Source organism: Actinomadura sp. 21ATH (genome assembly GCF_041951345.1).
Lineage (GTDB): Bacteria > Actinomycetota > Actinomycetes > Streptosporangiales > Streptosporangiaceae > Spirillospora.
Genome location: NZ_JBGNUR010000008.1, coordinates 168,025 through 188,894, shown reverse-complemented (window position 1 = coordinate 188,894; position 20,870 = coordinate 168,025). Strand labels below are relative to the sequence as shown.

At 74.7% G+C, this 20,870-nt stretch carries 17 protein-coding genes; 5 read left to right on the top strand and 12 right to left on the bottom strand.

Translation table 11 applies throughout. The annotated features are described in order from the left end of the window. Nucleotides 1–317 precede the first annotated feature (317 nt). Genes menD through ACA361_RS23980 form a run of 3 tightly spaced genes read right to left on the bottom strand, consistent with a single transcriptional unit; the run spans nucleotide 318 to nucleotide 3,874 of the window. Nucleotides 318–1,985, bottom strand: coding sequence for a 2-succinyl-5-enolpyruvyl-6-hydroxy-3-cyclohexene-1-carboxylic-acid synthase (menD, locus tag ACA361_RS23990; RefSeq protein WP_375015221.1), 1,668 nt, complete (start codon nucleotides 1,983–1,985; stop codon nucleotides 318–320). Further along, nucleotides 1,982–2,935: an o-succinylbenzoate synthase gene (locus tag ACA361_RS23985; RefSeq protein WP_375015219.1), complete on the bottom strand. Its 954-nt coding sequence runs from the start codon at nucleotides 2,933–2,935 to the stop codon at nucleotides 1,982–1,984. Before ACA361_RS23985 ends, menD begins: the two co-directional genes overlap by 4 nt. 30 nt (nucleotides 2,936–2,965) lie before the next feature. Beyond that, a complete protein-coding gene (locus ACA361_RS23980; protein WP_375015217.1) occupies nucleotides 2,966–3,874 on the bottom strand; it encodes a 1,4-dihydroxy-2-naphthoyl-CoA synthase in 909 nt (302 codons plus the stop codon). Nucleotides 3,875–3,967: 93 nt separating this feature from the next. Between ACA361_RS23980 and ACA361_RS23975 the strand changes: the two genes are divergently transcribed. The 3 genes from ACA361_RS23975 (at nucleotide 3,968) to ACA361_RS23965 (ending at nucleotide 7,719) form a co-directional block, all read left to right on the top strand. Then, entirely contained in the window at nucleotides 3,968–5,131 is a 1,164-nt protein-coding gene (locus ACA361_RS23975; protein ID WP_375015215.1) for an AMP-binding protein, read from the top strand. 55 nt (nucleotides 5,132–5,186) lie between these two features. Then, nucleotides 5,187–6,176 (top strand): cation diffusion facilitator family transporter, encoded by a 990-nt coding sequence (locus ACA361_RS23970; RefSeq protein WP_375015213.1) that lies wholly within the window; start codon nucleotides 5,187–5,189, stop codon nucleotides 6,174–6,176. Between the two features lie 181 nt (nucleotides 6,177–6,357). Further along, complete coding sequence (locus ACA361_RS23965; RefSeq protein WP_375015211.1) at nucleotides 6,358–7,719, top strand: RNA polymerase sigma factor; 1,362 nt, start codon at nucleotides 6,358–6,360, stop codon at nucleotides 7,717–7,719. A gap of 146 nt (nucleotides 7,720–7,865) precedes the next feature. On the opposite strand, the gene ACA361_RS23960 is transcribed toward ACA361_RS23965, so the two are convergent. The 9 genes from ACA361_RS23960 to ACA361_RS23920 all read right to left on the bottom strand — a co-directional run bounded on the left by ACA361_RS23960 (nucleotide 7,866) and on the right by ACA361_RS23920 (nucleotide 19,518). Further along, nucleotides 7,866–8,786 carry an ABC transporter permease gene (locus tag ACA361_RS23960; RefSeq protein WP_375015208.1) on the bottom strand — a complete coding sequence of 307 codons (921 nt, stop codon included), beginning with the start codon at nucleotides 8,784–8,786 and terminating at the stop codon, nucleotides 7,866–7,868. A gap of 2 nt (nucleotides 8,787–8,788) precedes the next feature. Continuing rightward, nucleotides 8,789–9,769, bottom strand: a complete 981-nt coding sequence (locus ACA361_RS23955; RefSeq protein WP_375015206.1) for an ATP-binding cassette domain-containing protein — start codon at nucleotides 9,767–9,769, stop codon at nucleotides 8,789–8,791. Between the two features lie 130 nt (nucleotides 9,770–9,899). Next, entirely contained in the window at nucleotides 9,900–10,673 is a 774-nt protein-coding gene (locus tag ACA361_RS23950; RefSeq protein WP_375015204.1) for a VOC family protein, read from the bottom strand. 100 nt (nucleotides 10,674–10,773) lie between these two features. After that, nucleotides 10,774–11,547 carry a sirohydrochlorin chelatase gene (locus ACA361_RS23945; protein ID WP_375015202.1) on the bottom strand — a complete coding sequence of 258 codons (774 nt, stop codon included), beginning with the start codon at nucleotides 11,545–11,547 and terminating at the stop codon, nucleotides 10,774–10,776. Next, nucleotides 11,548–12,738, bottom strand: coding sequence for a uroporphyrinogen-III synthase (locus tag ACA361_RS23940; RefSeq protein ID WP_375015200.1), 1,191 nt, complete (start codon nucleotides 12,736–12,738; stop codon nucleotides 11,548–11,550). Then, nucleotides 12,722–13,138 carry a nitrite reductase small subunit NirD gene (nirD, locus tag ACA361_RS23935; RefSeq protein WP_375015198.1) on the bottom strand — a complete coding sequence of 139 codons (417 nt, stop codon included), beginning with the start codon at nucleotides 13,136–13,138 and terminating at the stop codon, nucleotides 12,722–12,724. Before nirD ends, ACA361_RS23940 begins: the two co-directional genes overlap by 17 nt. Further along, nucleotides 13,135–15,696 (bottom strand): nitrite reductase large subunit NirB, encoded by a 2,562-nt coding sequence (gene nirB, locus ACA361_RS23930; protein ID WP_375015196.1) that lies wholly within the window; start codon nucleotides 15,694–15,696, stop codon nucleotides 13,135–13,137. The genes nirD and nirB overlap by 4 nt, the downstream gene beginning before the upstream one ends. A 208-nt stretch (nucleotides 15,697–15,904) precedes the next feature. Beyond that, nucleotides 15,905–17,389, bottom strand: coding sequence for an FAD-dependent oxidoreductase (locus ACA361_RS23925; RefSeq protein WP_375015194.1), 1,485 nt, complete (start codon nucleotides 17,387–17,389; stop codon nucleotides 15,905–15,907). Continuing rightward, nucleotides 17,386–19,518 carry a molybdopterin oxidoreductase family protein gene (locus ACA361_RS23920; protein WP_375015192.1) on the bottom strand — a complete coding sequence of 711 codons (2,133 nt, stop codon included), beginning with the start codon at nucleotides 19,516–19,518 and terminating at the stop codon, nucleotides 17,386–17,388. The genes ACA361_RS23925 and ACA361_RS23920 overlap by 4 nt, the downstream gene beginning before the upstream one ends. Nucleotides 19,519–19,841: 323 nt before the next feature. On the opposite strand from ACA361_RS23920, the gene ACA361_RS23915 reads away from it, so the two are divergent. Both ACA361_RS23915 and ACA361_RS23910 read left to right on the top strand, forming a co-directional pair. Further along, a complete protein-coding gene (locus ACA361_RS23915; RefSeq protein ID WP_375015190.1) occupies nucleotides 19,842–20,339 on the top strand; it encodes an NUDIX domain-containing protein in 498 nt (165 codons plus the stop codon). Between the two features lie 110 nt (nucleotides 20,340–20,449). Then, nucleotides 20,450–20,692, top strand: a complete 243-nt coding sequence (locus tag ACA361_RS23910) for a hypothetical protein (RefSeq protein WP_375015187.1) — start codon at nucleotides 20,450–20,452, stop codon at nucleotides 20,690–20,692. Nucleotides 20,693–20,870: the final 178 nt, after the last annotated feature.

Genomic DNA, 20,870 nt, shown 5'->3' with positions numbered 1-20,870 from the left:
CTCTAAGCTGGAGCGCTCCAGCCCAGAGCCTTTACATTGTAATTTAAGGCTTGAAGCAAGTTCCGGGCGCCCGGAGCACAGCTCCGCGCCTCCCTCTCAGGTATGAGATCCCCTCCCCCGCGAGGGCCATCCCGTCTCCCCTCCGGAGCCCGCTCCCCTCCCCTACGCAAGCGGCCGGGCGCCGCGGAGGAACTGCTCCACCGCCGCGCCTACCAGATCATCGAGGCGATCCCCTGAATCGCCCGGCGCCTTTACAATGCAATTTGAAGCTTGAACGATTTGTGGAGTGGGCGCGGGAGCGGCGGGAGCCGGGCGGGTCAGGCGAGGAACTCGCGGACGGCGCGGTGCGCGGCGGTGCGCATCTCGCCGTGCAGGGCGGCGTTGGCGTCGCGGTCCGTGCGGGCCTCGATGATCCGCAGCCCCTCCCCCGCGATCGCCTTCGGCAGGTCCGCGGCCGCCTCCAGGGTCCGGTACGGGACGCCGTGCGCCGCGGCGATCGCGCCGATGTCGGCCTGGTGCGGGGTGCCGAAGACGCGCTCGAACGGTCCCCGCAGGCCGGCCTGCGGCAGCAGCGAGAAGATCCCGCCGCCCTGGTTGTTGATCACGATCAGGGCCAGGTCGGGGCGCCGGTCCCAGGGCCCGATGATCAGGCCGTTCTGGTCGTGCAGGAACGCCAGGTCGCCCAGCAGCGCGTACGAGCGGCCGCTGTGCGCCAGGGCGGCGCCGATCGCGGTGGACACCAGGCCGTCGATGCCGCTGGCGCCCCGGCTGGCCATGATCCGCAGGCCCCGGCGCGGCCGCATCACCTGGTCCAGGTCGCGGATCGGCATGCTGGCGGCGCTGAACAGCAGGGAGCCGCCGGGCAGCCCGGCGACCAGGTCGCGGGCCAGCCGGGGCTCGGTGACCTCGGGGACGGCGTCCAGGACCGCGTCGACGGCCGCGGCGGCGGCCAGGTCGGCCGACCGCCACGACTTCAGCCAGGAGTCGTCGCCCGACACCACGGGGATCTCCACGTCCTGCGCGACCTGGGTCGCCGAGCGGACGGGGTCGGGCCAGCGCGCCAGCCCCGGCGACAGCACGATGTGCTCCTCCGCGCGCCTCAGCAGCGACAGGAGCGGCCGGGACAGGCCGGGCTTGCCGAGGGTCACCACGACCTCGGGGCGGTGCCGCTCGACGAACTCGGGGACGCCCAGCAGGAAGTGGTGCGAGGACAGCGCGTGGTCGCCGTAGCGTGCGTTGCCGTTCGGCTCGGCCAGCACGGGCCAGCCGGCCATCGACGCGGCGGCCACGTACCGCTTGACGTTGGTGGCCCCGTCGCCGACGACGAGCACGCCGCGGCGGGTCGGCGGTACGTGCAGGACCGACCCCGGCGTCGCGGCGCGGATCTTGGTCCAGGCGCCGGTGGCGTCGCCGTCCAGGGGCTCGCACCAGGTCTCGTCGCCGTCCGGCACGAGCGGTTCGCGGAACGCGGCGTTCAGGTGCACCGGGCCGGGTTCGGGGGCCTGCGCCAGCCCCCAGGCGCGGCTGACCAGGGAGCGCCAGTACGCGACCATGCCGGGCCGGTTCTCCGGTACGCCGATCTCGCAGCTCCAGCGGGCCGCGGTGCCGTACAGCTTGACCTGGTCGATGGTCTGGTTGGCGCCGGTGTCGCGCAGCTCGGGCGGCCGGTCGGCGGTGAGCAGGATCAGCGGGACGCCCGACTCGTGCGCCTCGATCACCGCGGGATGGAAGTTGGCCGCCGCAGTGCCGGAGGTGCACACCAGGGCGACCGGGCGGCCCGAGCGCTTGGCCAGGCCCAGGGCCAGGAACGACGCCGAGCGCTCGTCGATCCGCACGTGCATCCGCACCCGGCCCGACTGCTCGGCCGAGTACAGCGCCAGCGCCAGCGGCGCCGACCGGGAGCCGGGCGCCAGCACCACCTCGGTCATGCCGCAGCGCAGCAGTTCGTCGACCAGCACGGTGGCCAGCGCGGTGGCGGGGTTCATCGGCCTGCGGCTCCGATCACCGGCGGGGCCTCCAGGTGCTCCTGCGCCGCGGCCACCCGGCGGCGCCAGCCGCCGTCGGCGGCCTCGACCCGGCCCAGCGCGGCCTCGTCCACCGCGGGCCGGCGGACCGCGATCGCGCCGTCCTCGGGGACGAGCGGGTCGCCGACGACGTCGCCCTCCAGGAGCGACAGCGTCGCCAGCCCGCAGGCGAACGGCAGCTCGGGCAGCGCGGCCGCCAGCGCCAGGCCGGCGGCCAGCCCCACCGAGGTCTCCACCGCGCTGGAGACCACCACCGGCAGCCCGCACGCCTCGGCGACCCGCAGGGCGGGCCGCACCCCGCCCAGCGGCTGCACCTTGATCACCGCGACGTCGGCGGCCTCGGCGGCGCTGACCTTCAGCGGGTCCTCGGCGCGGCGGATCGACTCGTCGGCGGCGACCGGCACGTCCACCCGCCGCCGCACCCGCGCCAGCTCCTCCAGCGTCGCGCAGGGCTGCTCGACGTACTCCAGGTCGAAGCGGTCCAGGGCGCGGATCATCCGGGCGGCGGTGTCGACGTCCCAGCCGCCGTTGACGTCCACCCGGACCTTCCCGCCGGGGCCGAGCGCGTCGCGGACGGCCTCGACCCGGGCCATGTCGTCGCACTCGTCCTGGCCGCGCTCGGCGACCTTGACCTTGGCGGTGCGGCACCCGGACGCGGCCGCCAGCTCGTGCGCCCGCTCGGGCCCCACCGCCGGGACGGTCACGTTCACCGGGATCCGGTCGCGCAGCGGCTCGGGCCACTCCTCGTAGGCCGCCTCGCGCGCGGCGGCCAGCCACCGCGCGCACTCGGCCGGGCCGTACTCGGCGAACGGGGAGAACTCCCCCCAGCCGGCCGGCCCCTGGATGAGGACGCCCTCCCGCTGCGTGATACCGCGGAACCGCGTCCGCATCGGGATGGAGAAGACCCGCACCCGTTAACCCCCAGACTCACACGCGAAACATCAGTAATACCACGGGAAACGCGACCAATCGGGGTCGCGCTTCTCCAGGAAGGAGTCGCGGCCTTCGGCCGCCTCGTCGGTACCGTACGCCAGCCGGGTCGCCTCGCCCGCGAAGACCTGCTGGCCGACGAGGCCGTCGTCGACGAGGTTGAAGGCGAACTTCAGCATCCGCTGCGCGGTCGGGCTCTTGCCGTTGATCTTGCGGCCCCATTCCAGGGCGGTGCGCTCCAGCTCGGCGTGCGGGACGACGGCGTTGACCATGCCCATGCGGTGCGCGGCCTCGGCGTCGTAGGTGTCGCCCAGGAAGAAGATCTCGCGGGCGAACTTCTGCCCGACCTGGCGGGCCAGGTACGCCGACCCGAAGCCGCCGTCGAAGCTGGCCACGTCCGCGTCGGTCTGCTTGAAGCGGGCGTGCTCGCGGCTGGCCAGCGTGAGGTCGCACACCACGTGCAGGCTGTGCCCGCCGCCGGCGGCCCAGCCGGGCACCACGCAGATCACGACCTTGCCCATGGTCCGGATGAGCCGCTGCACCTCCAGGATGTGCAGCCGCCCGGCGCGGGCCGGGTCGATGGTCTCCGAGGTCTCGCCCTCGGCGTACTTGTAGCCGTCCTTGCCGCGGATGCGCTGGTCGCCGCCCGAGCAGAAGGCCCAGCCGCCGTCGCGGGGCGAGGGGCCGTTGCCGGTCAGCAGCACGCAGCCGATGTCGCTGGACATCCGCGCGTGGTCCAGCGCCCGGTACAGCTCGTCGACGGTGTGGGGCCGGAAGGCGTTGCGCACCTCCGGCCGGTCGAAGGCGATCCGCACCGTCCCGCCCTCGACGGCGCGGTGGTAGGTGATGTCGGTGAAGCCGAAGCCCTCCACCTCCTTCCACGCGTCCGCGTCGAACAGCTCCGAGACCGTTTCGACCATGTCGCTCCTTCCGCTGCTCGTAGTCCGCCGGGGCCATTCAACCGCGTTCCCGATTCGAACGCGTTCAGCGGGGTCCTCTACCCTGGTCGCGTCATGGACCGCCGCCTGCACGCCCTCGTCCTCCCGCCCGGCCCCCGGCTGTTCGCGGCGCTGGCCGCGGCGCTCGACGGCACCGGCCCCGCGATCTGCCCGATCGCGCCCGGCACTCCCCCGCCGGCGCTGGCCGCCCTGCTGGACGCGCTGGCGCCGCACGCGGTCGAGACCGAGGACGGCGTGCGCCCCCACGGCGGGCCCGCCGAGCCGGTCGCCGCCGGCACGGCCGTGCTGATCGCCACCTCCGGCTCCACCGGCACCCCCAAGATCGTCGAGCTGGGCGCCGCCGCGCTGCGGCACTCGGCCGCCGCCACCCTGGACCGGGTCGGCGCCGGTACGGGCGAGCGCTGGCTGTGCTGCCTGCCCACCAGCCACATCGCCGGGATCCAGGTGCTCGTGCGCGCGCTGGTGGGCGGCACCGAGCCGGTCATCCAGCCGCGCTTCGACGCCGGCGCCGTCGCGGCCGCGGGCGCCGCGCACATCTCGCTCGTCCCCACCCAGCTGCGGCGGCTGCTGGACGGCGGCGCGGACCTGGCCGGGTTCCGCTCCATCCTGCTGGGCGGCGCCGCCGCTCCCCCGGACCTGCTGGCCGAGGCCCGGCGGCGCGGCGCCCGCGTCCTGACCACCTACGGGATGAGCGAGACCTGCGGCGGCTGCGTCTACGACGGCGTCCCCCTGGACGGCGTGCGCGCCGAGGTCGGCGGCGACGGCCGGATCCGGCTGTCGGGGCCGGTGCTGTTCACCGGCTACCGGCGGCGGCCCGACCTGACCGCCGCCGCGCGCGACGGCGACCGGTTCGTCACCCAGGACCTCGGCGTCCTGGAGGACGGGCGGCTGCGGGTGCGCGGCCGGGTCGACGACGTGATCAACACCGGTGGCGAGAAGGTCGTCGCCGGCGAGGTCGCCGCCGTGCTGGCGGCCCACCCCGGCGTCGCGGACGCGGTCGTGGTGGGGCGCCCCGACCCCGAGTGGGGCGAGCGCGTCACCGCCGTCGTGGTCCCCGCGCCCGGCGCCGCCGCCCCCGCCCTGGACGCCCTGCGCGCCTGGGTCCGCGCGCGGATGCCCGCCGCCGCCGCGCCGCGGGAGCTGGAGCTGGTGGACGCCGTGCCGCTGCTGCCCTCCGGCAAGCCCGACCGCGAGCGCCTGCGCCACGCCCGCCGCTGACCCGTCCTCCCCCGCGGGCGCCGCGCGTGGCACCCTGGATGATCGGGGGGCCCGGATGGCTGAACAGGAGCAGGAGAGCACGCTGACGGTCGCGCTGGCGCTGGCCGCCAACCTCGGCATCGCGATCGCCAAGATCATCGCCGCGCTGGTGACCGGCTCGGCGTCGCTGGCCGCCGAGGCCGCGCACTCGGTCGCCGACACCTTCAACGAGGTGCTGCTCATGGTGGGGCTGCGGCGCAGCGGCCGCCCCGCCGACCGGCGGCACCCCCTGGGGTACGGCAAGGAACGCTACATCTGGACGCTGCTGGTCGCCGTCGCGATCTTCGGGATGGGCGCCCTGTTCGCGTTCTACCAGGGCGTGGAGACCCTCCTGGGGCGTCCGCCCGGCGAGAGCGACTACACGGTCGGCTACATCGTGCTGGCCGTGTCGTTCGTCCTGGAGGCGATCTCCTGGCAGCAGGCCGTGCGGCAGGTGCGCGCCGACGCCCGCGGCGAGGGCCTGCCGTTCCTGGCCTACATCCGCCGCACCGACGAGCCCACCTCGATCAGCGTGCTGCTGGAGGACTCGGCCGCCCTCACCGGCCTGCTGCTGGCCTTCGCCGGCCTCGGCCTGCACCAGCTGACCGGCGACGCCCTGTGGGACGGGGTCGGCTCGGTGCTGATCGGCGCGCTGCTGACCGCCGTCGCGCTGGTCCTCGGGAGGATCAACCTCAACCTGCTGATCGGCAGCCAGGCCGACCCCCGGCTGGTGCGCGACGCCCGGGCCCGGCTCGGCGCGGCGCCCGAGGTCGAGTGGGTCGCCGACATCATCACCGTCACCTTCGGCGCCGACCGGGTGCTGCTGTGCGCCCGGCTGGACTTCCGCGACTCCCTCACCGCCGGCGACGTCGAGCGCGCCTGCGTGCGGATGGCCCGCGAGCTGCGCGACGCGCACGAGGAGATCGACGAGGTGTTCCTGGCACCGGTCCCCCGCGACGATCCCGAGCTGCGCGCCCGCGTGATCGAGCGGTACGGGCGCCCAGCGCCGCCTCCCGAGCCGTCCTGACCTCCACGGCCTTATCCGGGCATTACCGCACCTTGTGGGACGCTATGGGGCGCTGTGGGACGCTTGGTGCGGGTCGCTGGGAACAAGAACCCGCCCGTGCGGCGTTCCGAATAGTGCGCGCGAATGTACCGCACACAATCTCCGCGACGCACCACACCACCGAAGGGAGGGGGGTGTCCCCATGCCGCGAACCGCCGTCGAGACTCCGCTCACGGAGACGAGCCCCGCGCTCGGCGATCTCCTCGAGCGCGGCCGTGCCCAAGGGCGCCTCTCGCTCGCCGAGGTGCGCCAGGCCTTCGAGGCCGCCGGGATCAGCCCGTCGCAGGGCCGTTCCATCCTGCGCGAGCTCTCCGAGGCCGGCATCAGCCTGGCCAGCGAGGACGAGAGCGGCCGCAAGCGCGCGGCCCGCACCCGGGACGACGCGGAGCGGGATGAAGCCGCCCCGGCGCGGCCCCGCCGCAAGACCGCCCGCAAGACCGCCGCCGCGGCCCGCGGCAAGGCCGCCGAGACCCCCGGCGACGCCCGCCCCCAGGCCGGGAGGGACAAGGCCGGGGAGACCGCCGCCGAGGACGACGCGTTCGAGGTCGCCGAGGTCGAGGCCGAGCCCACCGCCGACCTGGACGACCAGTCCACCGCGATGGGCGACTCGGTCCACACCTACCTCAAGGCCATCGGCCGCCGCCAGCTGCTGACCGCCGAGCAGGAGGTCGACCTGGCCAAGCGGATCGAGGCCGGCCTGTACGCCGAGCACAAGCTGGAGACCGCCGGGGACCTCTCCCCCGAGATGCGCCTGGACCTGGAGTGGGTGGCCGCCGACGGCCGCCGCGCCAAGTCCCACATGCTGGAGGCCAACCTCCGGCTGGTGGTGTCGGTCGCCAAGAAGTACTCCGACCGCGGCCTGTCGCTGCTGGACGTCGTCCAGGAGGGCAACCTGGGCCTGATCCGCGCGGTGGAGAAGTTCGACTACTCCAAGGGCTACAAGTTCTCCACCTACGCCATGTGGTGGATCCGCCAGGCCATCCAGCGCGGCTTCGCCGACTCGGCCCGCACGATCCGGCTGCCGGTGCACGTGCTGGAGATGCTGTCGAAGCTGAGCCGCGTGGAACGCGACATGCACCAGCGGCTGGGCCGCGAGCCCACGCCCGAGGAACTGGCCGTCGAGCTGGACAAGAGCCCCGAGCAGGTCCGCGAGCTGCTGCGCACCAGCCGCCAGCCGATCAGCCTGGACTCCACCATCGGCGAGGACGGCGAGACCCGGATCGGCGACCTCATCGAGGACACCGACAGCCCCGAGGCGTCGGAGCTGGTGGACCGCCAGCTGATGGCCGACCAGCTGCGCCGCACGCTGGACATCCTGTCCCCGCGCGAGGCCAAGATCATGGCGATGCGGTTCGGGCTGTACGACGGCACGCCCCGCACCCTCGACGAGATCGGCAAGGCGCTGGGGCTGACCCGCGAGCGGATCCGCCAGCTGGAGAAGGAGTCGCTGTCCAAGCTGCGGCACCCCAGCAACGCCCGGCCGCTGCTGGACTTCGCGGTCTGACCCGGCCTCGCGGCTCCAGCGGGCCGCCCTTCGCAACGGCGCGGAGACCATGTGCGGAAGAGGGCCCGTCCCGGCCACCGGGGCGGGCCCTCGCCATGCCCGGCCCATCCCGTGCCCCGCCGCCCCGGCCGGGTGTGACGTTCGTCTCAGGCCGCGCGGCGGAACTGCAGGACGGCCGCCCCCATCAGCGCCAGCCCCAGCGCCAGGACCAGCAGCAGCGACAGCCAGACCGGCACCACCCAGCCGCCCCAACTGATCCCCGGGTTGAACGTGCGCTCAAGGTCGGCCGGGACGTCCAGCCGCGCGAACACCGCCTGCCGCAGCGGGTCGACGGCGTACGTCAACGGGTTGAGCCTGGTGAGCACGCTCAGCCACGCCGGCAGGCCGCCCAGCGGGTACAGCGCCCCCGACAGGAAGATCATCGGCATCATCGTCATCTGCATGATCCCGAAGAACGCCTGCATGCTCGTGATCCGCGCCGCCAGCAGCACCCCGAACGCCGTCAGCGCGAACGCGCCCAGGAACATCATCCCCAGCAGCGTCAGCAGCAGCACCGGGTCGTAGGGGACGCCCGCCACCCCCGCCAGCGCCAGGATCACCGCGCCCTGCGCGGTCGCCACCAGCGCCCCGCTGAAGCACTTGCCCGCCACGATCGCGGCCCGGCTCACCGGCGCGACCAGCATCTCGCGCAGGAACCCGAACTCCCGGTCCCACACGATCGACCCGGCCGAGAACATCGCGGTCGTCATCACCGACATCGCGCACACGCCCGGGAAGATGAACGTCTTCAGGTCCACCTGCCCGCCGGACCCCGAACCGGCCGTCATCAGGTTGGACAGCCCGGTGCCCATGACCACCAGCCACAGCACCGGCTGCACCAGCCCCAGCACCATCCGCAGCCGGTCCCGCCAGAACCGGATCAGCTCCCGGTGCAGCACGATCCGCATCGCGCGCAGATCGTGCCGGACGCCGCGCGGCGGCACCGCCACCCGCACCGCCGCCGTCCCCCCGGGCCCCGCCGGATCGCGGACGGGCTCCGCCGGCCGCACCGCCTCACCCGTCCCCATCGTCAGCTCCGCCCCTTCGCGGCCAGCCGCATCCAGTCCCTGGCCGACCCCTCGGCGTCCCGGATCGTCTTGCCGGTGAACGACATGAACACGTCGTCCAGCGACGGCCGGCTCACGCTCACCGACCGGATCGGAACCCCCAGCTCCGCGAACAGCCGCGGCACGAACTCCTCCCCGGAGGCCACCGCGAACGCCACCGCGCCCTCCGACATCACCGCCTCCAGCCCGAACCGCTCCGCCAGCGCCGCGATCGCCGCCGGGTCGTCGGCGGTCTCGATCCGCACCCGGTCCTTGCCCACCCCCGCCTTCAGCGCCTCCGGCGTGTCCAGCGCGACGATCTCCCCGCGATCCATGATCGCGATCCGGCCGCAGTACTCGGCCTCGTCCATGTAGTGGGTCGTCATGAAGATCGTGATCTCCTCGGCCCGCTTCAGCTCCCGGATGTACTCCCAGATCGACGAGCGCGTCTGCGGGTCCAGCCCCACCGTCGGCTCGTCCAGGAACAGCACCCGCGGCGAGTGCAGCAGCCCCCGCGCGATCTCCAGCCGCCGCTTCATCCCGCCCGAGTAGTGCTCCACCCGGTCCCGGCGGCGGTCCCACAGCCCCACCATCTCCAGCACCTGCCGGATCCGGTCCCGGGTCACCGACCGCGGCACCCCGTACAGCTCCGCGTGGAAGCGCAGGTTCTGCTCGCCGGACAGGTAGCCGTCCAGCGTCGGGTCCTGGAACACCAGCCCGATGTTGCGGCGCACGTCGTCGCGCTCGCGCACCACGTCGTGCCCCGCCACCCGCGCCGAACCCGCCGTCGGCCGCAGCAGGGTGCACAGCATGTTGATCGTGGTCGACTTGCCGGCGCCGTTCGGCCCGAGGAACCCGAAGACCTCCCCCGGCTCGACCGCCAGCTCGATCCCCCGGACCGCCTCGACCTCGCCGAACCTCTTCACCAGGCCGTCCACCAGGACGGCGGGTCCCCCGATCGGCATGCGGACCTCCCACAGGTCGAAAGCCGCACACACCAACCTAAGTCCCGCTCCCCGGGCACGCCATCGCCAATCCGGCAGCGGCCACGAGAGGACTCAGGGACGCCGCCGGCGGCGAGCGCGGTCACGCCGCCTAACGCGGGCGCACCACCGCGAACATCCCGCCCTGCGGGTCCCGCAGCACCGCGAACCGGCCCAGCGCCGCCTCCGCCGGCAGCACCGGCACCGTGCCGCCCAGCTCCAGCGCGTCCGCCGCGGCCCCGTCGCAGTCCTCCACCGCGAAGTACACCATCCAGTGCGGCGCGACCTCGCGGGACCACCGCCCGTCCGCCTGGATCATCCCGCCCACCGGCGGCCCGCCCGGAACGCTCCACTCGGCGTACCCCGACCCCGGCCCGCCCAGGTTCTCCGCGCGCCACCCGAACACCTCGCCGTAGAACGCCTCCGCCGCAGCGGTGTCCCGGCACGCCAGCTCGCTCCAGCAGTACGTGCCCGGCTCGTCCACCACCCCGGCGCCCGCGAACTCCCGCGGCTCCCAGGCCCCCAGCACCGCGCCCAGCGGATCCGCGAAGATCGTCGCACGGCCGTGGCCCTCGATGTCCATCGGCTCCATCAGCACCCGGCCGCCCGCCCTGCCGACCGACGCCACCACCGCGTCCACGTCCTCGACGCTCACGTAGGTGCCCCACGCCACCGGCTGGCGGCCGACCACCTGCGGCATCAGCGCCGCCACCGGCAGGGACGCGCCCGGCGCCAGCATCGGGTACCCGCCGGTCGCCGGATCGGGCGAGCCGTTCCCGTGCCAGCCGAACAGGCGGCCGTAGAACTCCTGCGACGCCTCCACGTCCGGGGTCCCGAGATCGACCCAGCACGGCGTGCCCGGCGGGTACGCGGTTCTCTCCGGCATCGGACGACTCCGTCCTCCCCAGCGCGGCCGGCGGCCGGCCATGATCAGCAGCCCACCAGCAGCCTAGGGCGGACCGGGCAAAGCCCGGGTCCAGAGCCGGTCAGGCGACCGGAACGGCCGCCGCCCGCCGCATCCGCGCCTCATCGAACCGGCGCAGCACCAGCCGCGCGAGCGCGTCGTGCGCGCCGATCGGCGCGCTCACCGCGTCCGCCCCGGCCGCCGCCAGCCGCCCGTGGAAGAACCCGGGCGCCAGCACGTACGAGGCCACCAGCACCCGCCGCGCGCCCGCGGCCCGCCGCTCCGCCACCACGTCCGCCAGCACCGGCCCGCCCGCCGCCACGAACCCGTACGGCACCGGCCGCCCCAGCCGCCGCGCCAGCAGCCGCGCCGCCGCCCGCACGTCCGCCAGGCCCGCCGGATCGGACGAACCCGCCGCGCCCAGGACCACGGCGTCCCGGCGGCGCGGCGGGCGGCCCGCGATCGGCGGCGTCCCGCCGCCCGGCCACCCGGACTCCAGTTCGGCCAGCCGGCCCGCCAGGGCCGCCGCCAGCAGCGGATGCGGCCCCAGCGGGCTCGCCACCACCGCGCCCGGGCACACCCGCCCGATCCGGCCCGGAACGTCGACCAGCGCGTGGTACCCGCGGGCCAGCATCAGCGGCACCGCCACCACCGGCCCCCGGATCCCGGCCGCCGCCTCCTCCAGGGACGGCCCGGCCAGCTCGGCGTACGCCTCGGCCACCGGCAGCCACGGCCGCAGCCGCCGCACCCGCTCCAGCAGCGCCCGCACCACCGCGGGCCCCGCCGGATCACGCGTCCCGTGCGCCACCGCCAGCAGCGTCGGAACGCCTCCCCCGGCCCCCTCCAGCCCCTTCATTCACCCTCCGGATTCCACGGCCGCGATCTCCGCCACCCGCGGATCGCAGGCCAGGCGGTAGCCGCGCTTCACCACCGTCTCCACGATCCCCGAACGCCCCAGCCCGCGCCGCAGCCGGGCCACGGCCATCTCCACCGCGTGCTCGTCGGCCTGCGGCCGGCCGTCCCGCGACCACGGCACCCCGCCCACCACCAGCCGGCTCGGCAGCACCCCGCACAGCTCCGCCCGCGACACCACGTGCCCGGGCCGCCGCGCCAGCGCCCGCAGGATCGCCATCGGCGCCGGCGCGATCGGCCGCAGCTGCCCGTCCAGCACCACCGCGTGCCCGCGCAGCTCCAGCGAGACCCCGCGCACCTGCAGCAGCCGCGACCGCCGCCGCGGCAGGTCCGACACCAGCGCCCGCACCAGCGCGCCGATCCTGGCCCGCTCCGGCTGGACGGTCGGCACCCCGCGCTCCACCAGCGGCTGCGCCGTCACCGGCCCCACGCAGGCCGCCACCACATGCGTGCGCAGCGCCTCCAGCAGCGCCTCCTCGAGGCCGTCCTCGGCCGCCACCGCCAGCGTCGCGGCCACCGCGGGCGAGGAGGTGAACGTGATCGAGTCCACCGTCCCGGCCACCGCCTGCCCCACCAGCCGCCGCAGCGGCGTGGAGTCCTCGGTGCGCGACCACCGGTACACCGGGATCTCGATCACCTCGGCCCCGGCGGCGCGCAGCGCGCCGGTGAACTCCGGGAGCTCCTCCCCGTACAGCTGCACCGCCACCCGGGCCCCGGTCAGGTCCCGGTCCAGCAGGTACTTCAGCACCTCCGCGCAGCTCTCCGACTCCGGCGACCAGCGCTCCTGCAGCCCGGCCTGGCGGATCGCGCCGCGCGCCTTGGGGCCGCGGGCCAGGATCGACACCCCGCCCAGCTTGGCGATCAGCGCGTCCCGCAGCCCCCAGCCGTCCGCGGTCTCCAGCCACGCCCGGAACCCGATCCCGGTGGTGACCACCGCGTGGTCCAGGCGGCTCTCGATGCACCGCTCCGTCGCCTTCAGCAGCTCGGCGTCGTCGGACAGCGGCACCAGCCGGATCGCGGGAGCGTTGACGACCCGGGCGCCGCGCCGCTCGAGGAGCGTGGCCAGCTCCTCGTGGCGGCGCGCGGCGGTCACCCCGATGGCGAAACCGGCGAGGGGCTCACTCTCGGTGTTCATCGGGCAGCGCCACCTCCACGCGGTCTCCGGCCGGGTTCCGCCGTACCGCGAAGGTCGGCAGCGCCACCCCGGGCTCGTCCAGGCAGGACCCGGTGCGCAGGTCGAACACCTGCTTCAGCATGGGCGAGGCGACCGTGGGAGCGCCGCCGCGGGTGCCGAGGATCCCGCGCGAGATCACCTGCGCCCCGCTGAACGGGTCCAGGTTGGCCGTGGCGTACAGCTCGCCCTCGAACGTCCGGAAGATCGCCACCTGGACGCCCTCGACCATGGCGCACGCGCCGTGCTCGGGGGCCAGGTCGGCGTACGCGCAGATGTCGTGCCAGCGCGCCGCGCCGGCGGGAGCGGCCCCGCCGCGGCCGGCGGGCTCCCGGACGAGGGTGAGGTCGTGGGTCGTGGTCATGGGGCGGCCACCTCCAGCCGTGGGCCGGCCACCAGGACCGGCTTGATTTGATCGCGCTCGGATTCGAAGACGATGCTCGGGTCGGGGACGTCGGGCGCGTTGACGAACGACACGAAGCGGCTCAGCTTGGCCGGGTCGTCGAGGGTGTCGCGCCACTCGTCGGAGTAGGAGCCGACGTGCCGGTCCATCGCGGCGTCCAACTCGGCGCAGATGCCCAGCGAGTCCTCGACGATCACCTCGCGCAGGTAGTCGAGGCCGCCCTCCAGGCCCTCCAGCCAGCTCGCGGTCCGCTGCAGCCGGTCGGCGGTGCGGATGTAGAACATCAGGAACCGGTCGATGTAGCGGACCAGCGTCGCGTCGTCCAGGTCGGTGGCGAACAGGTCCGCGTGCCGGGGCCGCATCCCGCCGTTGCCGGCGACGTACAGGTTCCAGCCCTTCTCGGTCGCGATGATCCCGAAGTCCTTGCTCTGCGCCTCCGCGCACTCGCGGGCGCAGCCCGACACCGCCGACTTCAGCTTGTGCGGAGCGCGCAGCCCCCGGTACCGCAGCTCCAGCTTGATCGCCATGCCGACCGAGTCCTGGACGCCGTACCGGCACCAGGTCGACCCCACGCACGACTTCACCGTCCGCAGCGCCTTGCCGTAGGCGTGCCCGGACTCGAACCCGGCGTCCACCAGCCGCTTCCAGATCATCGGGAGCTGCTCGACCCGGGCCCCGAACAGGTCGATCCGCTGCGCCCCGGTGATCTTGGTGTAGAGACCGAACTCGCGCGCCACCTCGCCGATCACGATCAGCCGGTCCGGGGTGATCTCGCCGCCGGGCACCCGCGGCACCACCGAGTACGTGCCGTTCTTCTGCATGTTGGCCAGGTAGCGGTCGTTGGTGTCCTGCAGCGCCGCCTGCTCGCCGTCCAGGATGTGGCCGTTGCCCAGGCTCGCCAGGATCGACGCGACCACCGGCTTGCAGATGTCGCAGCCGCGGCCCCGCCCGTGCCCCTCGATCAGCGAGGTGAACGTCGTGATGCCGCGCACCCGCACGATGTCGAACAGCTCGGCCCGGCTGTGGTCGAAGTGCTCGCACAGCGCCTTGTTGACCTCGATCCCGGCCGCGGTCAGCTCCGTGTCCAGGATCTTCTTGGCCAGCGGCACGCAGCTGCCGCAGGTCGTCCCGGCGCGGGTGCAGCCCTTCACGCCCGGCAGGTCGGTCAGCCCGTGGTCGCGGATCGCGCAGCGGATCGCGTCCGCGCTGACGTTGTTGCAGCTGCAGATCACGGTCGCGCCCGGCAGGTCGCCGCCCGCGGCCTCCGTCCCGCCGAACAGCGCCTGCTCCGGCGAGCCCGGCAGCTCCGCGCCGATGTAGGCCCGCAGCGTCGGGTACGACTCGGCGTCGCCGACCAGCACGCCGCCCAAGAGCGTGCGGGCGTCGTCGCTGACCACCAGCTTCTTGTAGATCCCGGCGACCGGGTCGGTGTAGGTGACGTCCAGGGCGCCCTGCTCCGGCCCGGCGAACGGGTCGCCGAAGCTGGCCACGTCCACGCCCATCAGCTTGAGCTTGGTCGACAGGTCGGCGCCCTCGAACCGGGCCGTGCTCTCCTCGCCCGCCGCGAGCGCCAGCAGCCGGTCGGCGACCACCTCGGCCATGCTGAAGCAGGGCGCGACCAGGCCGTACACCTGGCCGCCGATGAGCGCGCACTCGCCGATCGCGTAGATCGCGGGGTCCTCGGTGCGGCACCCGCCGTCCACGACGACGCCGCCCCGCCCCCCCACCGGCAGGCCGCTGCCGCGGGCCAGCTCGTCGCGGGGCCGGATGCCGGCCGAGAAGACGACCACGCCCGCGTCGACGGACGTGCCGCCGGCGAGCGCGACCCGCGCCACGCCGCCGTCCGGGCCCGCCTCCAGGCCCTCCATCGGGGTCCCGGCGTGCACCTTCATGCCCAGCGCCTCGATGTGGCGGCGCAGCATCGCGCCGCCGCCCTCGTCGAGCTGGCGCGGCATCAGCCAGGGCGCGACCTCGACCACGTGGGTGTCCATGCCGAGGCCCTGGAGGGCGCGGGCGGCTTCGAGGCCGAGGAGCCCGCCGCCGACGACGACGCCTCCGACCCCCGCCCTTGACGTCGTAAGGTTCGCGCAGTGGGCGCGGAGCGCGTCCAGGTCGTCGATCGTGCGGTAGACGAACACGCCGGGCAACTCCCGGCCCGGCACCGGCGGCACGAACGGCGCCGAGCCGGTGGCGAGCACAAGCGCGTCGTAGCCGATCTCCCGCCCGGCCGCGGTCCGCACCGTGCGCGCGGCCCGGTCGATCACGGCCGCCGGGTCGCCGGTCAGCAGTTCGACGGCGCCGTCGTGCGGCGGGCAGGCCAGGTCGGCGTCCTCGGTCAGGTACGAGGTGAGCGCGACCCGGTCGTAGGCCGGCCGGGTCTCCTCCCCGATCACCGTGACGCGCCACGCGCCGGCCGCGTCGCGCTCGCGCAGCGCCTCGACCAGCCGGTGCCCGGCCGGGCCGTGGCCGATGACGACCAGCCGCAGGGGCGGGATGGACTCGTCTCCTCCGTCGTTCATGAGCCCGATCCTCAGCAGGGGCCGTTTCGCGGTTGCGTCCCCTTTGTCACCGGCGTGTTAAAAGACGCTCACGCCGACATCGAATCGTGGTCATCCCGCAATACCCGCGCGAGAAATTCCGGGCTCCTTTCCGGAAATGCGAAAAACCCGCGGCGCTCCCCGGTCCTTTCCGGAACGGGGAGCGCCGCGGGTTCCTCGCGGCAGGGGGCTACCCGGCCGCCACCGAGTCCTGCTCCCCCAGCCAGGCGACGATGCCCTCCACGGCGTCCCGGCAGCCGCCGCAGCCGGTGCCGGCCCGGGTCCGCGCGCACACCTCCTCGGCCGTGCGGGCGCCGTCCTCCCAGCACGCCCGGATCCTGCCCTTGGACACGCTGTTGCAGTTGCAGACCGTCGCCGCGTCCGGCATCCGCACCGGCGAGTCGGCCGGCTGCGCGCCGCCCATCCCGGGGAAGAACAGGCTCAGCCGGTCCGCCGGCAGCGGCGCCGCCCGGTCGTACAGCTGCGTCAGCGTCCCCGCGGTGCTCGTCTCGCCGAGCAGGATCGCGCCGATCACCCGGTCGGCGCGGATCGCGACCTTCTTGTACGTCCCGCGGCTGGCGTCGGCGAACCGGATGACCTCCACCTCGGGATCGTCGTCGCCGTGGTGGGTCTCCCCCATCGCGACCAGGTCGACGCTGGCCGCCTTCAGCCGGGTGATCTCCCGGGCGCCGGTGAAGCGGGCGCCGGCGTCCGCGCCGGTCAGCAGGTCGGCCAGCACGGTCGCCTGCTCCCACGCCGGCGCGACCAGCCCGTACACCGTGCCGCCGTACTGCGAGCACTCCCCGATCGCCCGGACCGCCGGGTCGGTCACCGACCGCAGCGTCTCGTCGACCACGACGCCCCGGTCGACCTCCAGCCCGGCCGCCCGCGCCAGCCCCACCTCGGGCCGCACGCCGCAGGCGACCACGACCAGGTCCGCGCCGATCGACTCGGGCGCGCCGTCCGCGCCGGCCAGCTCCACGCCGGTGACCCGGCCCGCCTCGATGCCCAGGCCCGTGACGTTGGCGTCCAGCCGCGAGCGCACCCCGAGCCGGTGCAGGGTTCGGGCCAGCACCTTCCCGGCGCCGGAATCGAGCTGGCGCTCCATCAGGTGGCCCGCCAGGTGCACGACGGTCACCTCCAGGCCGCGCCCGGCCAGGCCGCGCGCCGCCTCGATGCCCAGCAGCCCGCCGCCGATCACCACCGCCCGGCGGGCGCCCTCGGCCGCATCGATGATCGCCGAGCAGTCGTCCAGCGTGCGGAACGCGACCGCGCCCGCCGGCAGGCCGTCCTCGGTCCCCGGGAACGGCGGCACGAACGAGTTGCTCCCGGTCGCCAGCACCAGCGTCGTGTACGGGACCGCGCTGCCGTCCGAGCCGTGCACGACCCGCGCCTCCCGGTCGATCCGCACGACCTCCACGCCCAGCCGGGCGTCGACGCCGTTCGCCTCGTACCAGGCGGGGTCGACCAGCCCGATCTGATCCGGCCGCGACACCCCCGCCAGGACGTTCGACAGCAGCACGCGGTTGTACGGCTGCCGCGGCTCGGCGCCGTACACCGTCAGCGGCACGTGCGGGTCGCGGGCGCGGATCTCGGTCACCAGCCGGGACCCGGCCATGCCGTTGCCGACGATGACCGTCCCTCCCTGCCGGGACCCCGGATCTGTGTCGTTCACGCGATGGCTCCTTCGTCGACGGGGGCGGACGATTCCGCGGGCACCGGTTCCAGCCGCACGGCGCAGACCTTGAACTCCGGCATCCGCGACATCGGGTCGAGCTCCGGGTTGGTGAGGAGGTTGGCCCTTCCCTCGCCGGCCCAGTGGAAGGGGATGAAGACGGTGTCGCGGCGGATCGCGTCGGTCAGCCGGGCCCGCACGGTGGCGGCGCCGCGCCGGCTGGCCACCCGGACCCCGTCGCCGTCGGCGATGCCCAGCCGCCCGGCCAGGTCGGGGTGCAGCTCCACGAACGGCTCGGGCGCCGCGTCCGCCAGCGGCCGCACCCGGCGGGTCTGGGCGCCGCTCTGGTACTGCGCCAGCACCCGCCCCGTGGTCAGGTAGACGGGGTACTCGGCGTCGACGTCCTCGGCCGGGCCGGTGTGCTCCACCGGCGTGAAGCGGGCCCGGCCGTCGGGCGTGGCGAAGCGTTCCAGGAACGGGCGCGGCGTGCCCGGGTGGTCCTCGGACGGGCACGGCCAGAAGACGCCGCCCTCCTTCTCGATCCGCGCGTAGGTGATGCCCGAGTAGTCGGCGAGGCCGCCCGCGCTGGCCTCGCGCAGCTCCTCGAACACCTCGGCCGGCTCGGCGCTCCAGGTCCCGGGCGCGTGCAGGCGGTCGGCGAGCACGGCCAGGACCTCCAGGTCGGTGCGCACGCCCCGGGGCGGCGGCACCGCGCGGTTGCGGCGCAGCACCCGCCCCTCCAGGTTGGTCATCGTGCCCGACTCCTCCGCCCACTGCGCGGTCGGCAGCACGACGTCGGCGCGGCGCGCCGTCTCGGACGGGACGAAGTCGGCGACGGCCAGGAAGTCCAGCGCGCCGAGCCGCTCCTCCACGGCGGACGCGCGCGGCGCCGACACCACCGGGTTGGACCCGAACAGCAGCATCGCCTTGGGCCCGGCGGGCGTGCCGAGCGCCGACAGCAGCTCGTACGCCGACCGTCCCGGCCCGGGCAGCTCCTCGGGGCGCACGCCCCACACGGCCGCGACGTGCGCGCGGGCCGCCGGGTCGTCGATCCTCCGGTAGCCGGGCAGCTGGTCGGCCTTCTGGCCGTGCTCGCGGCCGCCCTGGCCGTTGCCCTGGCCGGTGAGGCAGCCGTACCCGGAGCCGGGCCGGCCCGGCAGGCCCAGCGCGAGCGCCAGGTTGATGAACGCGGTCACCATGTCGGTGCCGCGCGCGTGCTGCTCGGCGCCCCGCGCGGTGAGCACGTACGCCCGCTCGCCGCCGGCCAGCAGCCGCACGGCCTCGCGCATGTACGGCACCGGCACCCCGGTGAGGCGCTCGACGCGGTCGGGCCAGTAGCCGTTCACGACCGTGCGGACCGCCTCGAACCCGCCGGTGCGGGCGGCCAGGTAGTCCTCGTCCAGCAGCCCTTCCTGGATGGCCAGGTGCAGCAGGCCGTTCGCGAGGGCCAGGTCCGTGCCGGGCGTCGGCTGGAGGTGCAGGTTGGCCTGGCGGGCGGTGGCCGTCCGGCGCGGGTCCACGACGATCAGCGCGCCGCCGGCCTTCTGGGCGTCGGTGAGGTGCCGCATGAACGGCGGCATCGTCTCGGCGACGTTCCCGCCCGCCAGCAGGATCGCGTCGGCGCGGCCCAGGTCGGTGACCGGCCCCGGCAGCCCGCGGTCCATCCCGAACGCCCGCCCCGACGCGGCCGCGGCCGACGACATGCAGAACCGGCCGTTGTAGTCGATCTGCGACGTGCGCAGCGCGATCCGGGCGAACTTGCCGAGCTGGTACGCCTTCTCGTTGGTCAGCCCGCCGCCGCCGAAGACCGCCACCGCGTCCGGGCCGTACGCGCCCTGGAGGCGGGTGACCTCCGAGACGACGCGGTCCAGGGCCTCGTCCCACGTGCAGGTCTCCAGCGGCGCGTCCCGGGAGGCGCGCATCAGCGGGGCGGTCAGGCGGTCCGGGACGGTGAGCACCTCGGCGGCCGTCCAGCCCTTCTGGCACAGCCCGCCGCGGTTGGCCGGGACGTCCTCGCGGGGCGTGACCCGCAGCGGAGCGCCGGCGCCGTCGCCGCCCAGGGACATGCCGCACTGCAGCGCGCAGTACGGGCAGTGCGTCTGGACGTCGGGCACCGCGGTATCGGTCATGCCGTCGAGCGTGTGCGGGGGCCGTTTCGCCATTGGGTCCCGCGTGTGACCCGGGTGTTAAAAGCGGCTCACGCGGGGCCGTTCACTGAGGTCAAGAGCGGTACGGGGAAATACGGCCCGGAAGGGAGGAATCGCGCCCGCGGGACTCCCCGCCGTTCTGACGATCACATGTCAAGCGTTGTCGACCCCTGTCAATGCCCTTTCGTCGCCGCCGCACCCGTTCCCGCACGGATCGGCGGCCCGCCGCCGCACCCGCGCGCGAACCGGCCCCGGCCGTTCCGGAGCGCCCGTGGGGCCGTGCCCGCGCGGCCTAATCTCGGAGGATGCCGGACCTTGCCTACTACGCCTCGCTGCCGCGCACCCGGGGCGCCGCCGCGGCCCTGCTCCTGGACGACCTCGGCCGCGTGCTGCTGGTGAAGCCCACCTACAAGGAGGGCTGGTTCCTGCCCGGCGGGGTCATCGAGGAGGGCGAGTCCCCGCTGACCGCCTGCCGCCGCGAGTGCGAGGAGGAGCTCGGCCTGGTCCCCCGGCTGGACGGCCTGGTCTGCGTGGACTGGGGGCCGCCCCGCGACGGCGTCGACGCCGTCAACGTCTTCGTCTTCGCCGGCTCGATCACCGCCGCGCAGGTCGGCGCGATCCGGCTGCCGCCCGACGAGCTGTCCGACCACGTCCTGGTCGCCCCCGAGAAGGTGCCCGAGCTGGCCCCGCCGCACATCGCCCGGCGGATGCCGCCCAGCCTGCGCGGCATCGACGAGGGCCGCACCGTCTACCTGGAGGACGGCCGCGAGCCGGCCTTCGGCGGGCCCGCCGCACGCCGGTAACTTCGCGTCACAGCGGGTAGGGCGCCCCCGTAAGCCCGACCGGGAACGATGAACGATCGAGCGCGCCACGGGGCCGGCGACGGTCCGCGCGCGCGAAGGGGGAACGTCCGATGGCGGCCTGCGAGGTCTGCGGCAACGACTACGACATGAGCTTCGAGGTGCACGCGCAGGGGGCGGTGCACACGTTCGACTCGTTCGAATGCGCGATCACCCGGATGGCGCCCGTCTGCGAGCACTGCCAGTGCCGGATCGTCGGGCACGGCGTGGAGGTCGACGGCCACTTCTACTGCTGCGCCCACTGCGCCCGCGCCGTGGACCCGCGCGCCGCCGAACTGGTCACCGACCGCGCCTGACCGGCGCCCGGCCCACGCCCGGCCCGCGCCTGACCCGCTCGGGCCGCCGCCGGCGGCCCGGCCTCACACCGGGGACGCGACGCGGTGCAGTGGAATTATCACCGCCGCATCACCGGAAACACACCGGCGAAATCCGGGACTCCTAACTTCCGTGGCGTACCGACCACGAGGAGTCCCC

Excerpts from the sequence above, each read along its gene's own strand:
- menD (WP_375015221.1), bottom strand. The coding sequence starts at position 1,985 with ATGAACCCCGCCACCGCGCTGGCCACCGTGCTGGTCGACGAACTGCTG.
- ACA361_RS23980 (WP_375015217.1), bottom strand. The coding sequence starts at position 3,874 with ATGGTCGAAACGGTCTCGGAGCTGTTCGACGCGGACGCGTGGAAGGAG.
- ACA361_RS23975 (WP_375015215.1), top strand. The coding sequence starts at position 3,968 with ATGGACCGCCGCCTGCACGCCCTCGTCCTCCCGCCCGGCCCCCGGCTG.
- ACA361_RS23970 (WP_375015213.1), top strand. The coding sequence starts at position 5,187 with ATGGCTGAACAGGAGCAGGAGAGCACGCTGACGGTCGCGCTGGCGCTG.
- ACA361_RS23965 (WP_375015211.1), top strand. The coding sequence starts at position 6,358 with ATGCCGCGAACCGCCGTCGAGACTCCGCTCACGGAGACGAGCCCCGCG.
- ACA361_RS23960 (WP_375015208.1), bottom strand. The coding sequence starts at position 8,786 with ATGGGGACGGGTGAGGCGGTGCGGCCGGCGGAGCCCGTCCGCGATCCG.
- ACA361_RS23955 (WP_375015206.1), bottom strand. The coding sequence starts at position 9,769 with ATGCCGATCGGGGGACCCGCCGTCCTGGTGGACGGCCTGGTGAAGAGG.
- ACA361_RS23950 (WP_375015204.1), bottom strand. The coding sequence starts at position 10,673 with ATGCCGGAGAGAACCGCGTACCCGCCGGGCACGCCGTGCTGGGTCGAT.
- ACA361_RS23945 (WP_375015202.1), bottom strand. The coding sequence starts at position 11,547 with ATGAAGGGGCTGGAGGGGGCCGGGGGAGGCGTTCCGACGCTGCTGGCG.
- ACA361_RS23940 (WP_375015200.1), bottom strand. The coding sequence starts at position 12,738 with ATGAACACCGAGAGTGAGCCCCTCGCCGGTTTCGCCATCGGGGTGACC.
- nirD (WP_375015198.1), bottom strand. The coding sequence starts at position 13,138 with ATGACCACGACCCACGACCTCACCCTCGTCCGGGAGCCCGCCGGCCGC.
- nirB (WP_375015196.1), bottom strand. The coding sequence starts at position 15,696 with ATGAACGACGGAGGAGACGAGTCCATCCCGCCCCTGCGGCTGGTCGTC.
- ACA361_RS23920 (WP_375015192.1), bottom strand. The coding sequence starts at position 19,518 with ATGACCGATACCGCGGTGCCCGACGTCCAGACGCACTGCCCGTACTGC.
- ACA361_RS23915 (WP_375015190.1), top strand. The coding sequence starts at position 19,842 with ATGCCGGACCTTGCCTACTACGCCTCGCTGCCGCGCACCCGGGGCGCC.
- ACA361_RS23910 (WP_375015187.1), top strand. The coding sequence starts at position 20,450 with ATGGCGGCCTGCGAGGTCTGCGGCAACGACTACGACATGAGCTTCGAG.